The following is a 576-nucleotide window of genomic DNA, read 5'->3' as shown; positions in this document are numbered from 1 at the left end:
CCGAGGACGGAGCACGTTCCGCGCCGGCCCGTGCGTCAACGGTGGAGGTGACGGATCCCGCGCCATGCGGGTCCCGAACCATGCCAGCTCCCGCGTCACGCGGGCCAGGCCGGCGCGACGGAGCGGCGGGAAACAGGGCGACCGGAAGGCGGTGACGACCGGGATGCCGGAAAGGCAGTGGCCAGGACGGTCGGCCATGGCGGAGTACCTGCGCCGCAGGGAGCTGTACATGGCCGAACGTAAGGACCGCCTGACACGAGCGGCCGTCACCGCGGCTGTGGCCGCCGCGCTGGCCGCGGCCGCCGTCGGCGTGCTCGGTGCCATGGCGGGCCTGTCCGTGCTGGTCGTGCTGCAGATGGTCCTCGGGGCCGTCCTGGTCGTCCTCGTCGCCGCCGCGGCGCGCTTCCTGCGTTCCCCGTCGGAGATCGAGTCTTGGCGGCACGACGCCGAGGCCGAGCGCCGCACGGCCCGCGCCCTCGACCGCCTCGTCCGGGCCGGCTACACGGTCCTGCACGACCGCGCGCTCGCGGACTCCGCCGGCAACGTCGACCATCTGGTGATCGGCCCGTCCGGGGC

Annotated in this window: 1 protein-coding gene; it reads left to right on the top strand. The window is 74.8% G+C overall.

The features are described from left to right. Nucleotides 1-196 precede the first annotated feature (196 nt). The coding region (locus AC5LSR_RS08690; protein ID WP_493468336.1) for a nuclease-related domain-containing protein at nucleotides 197-576 on the top strand (380 nt) is incomplete at its 3' end.

Source organism: Protofrankia sp. CiP1_Cm_nod4 (genome assembly GCF_982290645.1).
The sequence above is the reverse complement of the archived record's forward strand: the minus strand, read 5'-3'. Positions and strand labels throughout refer to the sequence as shown.